General features: G+C 60.9%; 2 protein-coding genes. Both read right to left on the reverse strand.

Annotated elements, in window-relative coordinates; genetic code table 11:
• A partial coding sequence (locus ACOVRA_RS11200) for an MFS transporter (RefSeq protein WP_421720359.1) occupies window positions 1-475 on the reverse strand: 475 nt, incomplete at its 3' end.
• Window positions 472-1,224, reverse strand: coding sequence for an NUDIX hydrolase (locus ACOVRA_RS11205; RefSeq protein WP_421720360.1), 753 nt, complete (start codon window positions 1,222-1,224; stop codon window positions 472-474). The genes ACOVRA_RS11200 and ACOVRA_RS11205, both read right to left, overlap by 4 nt.
• Between the last annotated feature and the right edge of the window lie 135 nt (window positions 1,225-1,359).

Genomic DNA, 1,359 nt, shown 5'->3' on the forward strand with positions numbered 1-1,359 from the left:
ATTGGGCGATGACGAACCCACCGATGCCAAAGCCGCCGGCGAAGGTCGCCGCATAAAGCCCTAACAAGCGGCCGCGCAGATGGGCAGGGGCAAGCTCTAAGAACCAGGCTTCCGACGCCACAAAGATGATGGTCAGCGAGGTTGAGAAGCCAAATCGGATGGCGGTCCACACCCAGATATTGTCGGTCAGGGGATAGAGCAGGAACATGGCGCTGGAAGCCAAGAGCCCGCCACCCAGAATCACTTTGACCGGAAAACGGCCCATCAGCCAAGGGACCACCGGGGTACAAAGTAGGCCCGCCAGTCCAGCAAAGGTCATGAGGAAGCCGACTTCCGTCGCCGACATCCCCGTATCGTCGAGCGTGAGCGCGAATAGGGGGGCATTGATGGCAATCCCGACCGCGGCAATCAAGCCGCAACCGAGCGCGGTGCCAATCCCGGCCCAGGTCGCCGCGCTCATACGGATCTCGCTCATAGGCGGTCCATCTGAGGGCCCGTACGGCCCCAGCGCAGGAAAGCCGGGGCGTGCGGCTTCTCGGGGGCTTGCAGGCGGGTTTGCACTTCACTCAGGATAAAGCGGGTCACATTGGGCAGATCTAGGCTGAAGGCCTCTTCCAAGCTGAACCAGCGCAGGTCCTGCATCTCCGCGCCATCGCGTGCGGGCCGCATATCATAGAGCGCCTCTTCAGCATTGGCGATGAAGAAACGGGCATCAAACCGCTTGTGGCGTTGGGGCGGTGTGATGGCACGCGCAAAGAAGTGTAGCGGGCTGAGGTGCGGGGCGACGCCCGCTGCTGCATAGCTGGTCCAGCCCGTATCGAGTGTCCGCAACGGCAAAGTGCCGGGCTTGCCAATTAACAGGCCTGTCTCCTCCCAAGTCTCGCGGATGGCGGCCAAGGCAAAGGCACGGGGGTGGCGGGTCTTATTGGCCTTGGAGAGGTCTTCAGACGATTGCGGATGCAATTCGTCATGGGCGTCGACGAAGCGGTCGCAGCGATCGACTTTGCCGCCGGGGAAGACATATTTGTCGGGCATGAAACTATGGCCGCTGGCCCGCCGTCCCATCAGGATTTTTGGTCCGGATTGGGCTTCTTGGATCAAGATCAGGGTCGCCGCATCTTTCGGGCGCGGCGCGCGGGCTGGGGCGTCTGGACTGCCAGCCTGATAGGGCATGTCTCGTTCCGCTGCAGGATCGAGGGCAAGAAGGTCATCGGGCTGGTTCATGGCAATGGGTTTAGGTTGATTGGTGCAAATGGGAAGTCCCCATCTGTTGTTAGCTTTGGTTTCTGCGGGCGACTACGCACAAAAAAGCCCCCAACCCGAAGGTTGAGGGCTTTGATGTTAATCTAGGTCAGCCAG

The sequence above is a fragment of the Aquidulcibacter sp. genome, assembly GCF_049239865.1.
Taxonomy (GTDB): domain Bacteria; phylum Pseudomonadota; class Alphaproteobacteria; order Caulobacterales; family Aquidulcibacteraceae; genus Aquidulcibacter.

Excerpts from the sequence above, each read along its gene's own strand:
- ACOVRA_RS11205 (WP_421720360.1), bottom strand. The coding sequence starts at position 1,224 with ATGAACCAGCCCGATGACCTTCTTGCCCTCGATCCTGCAGCGGAACGA.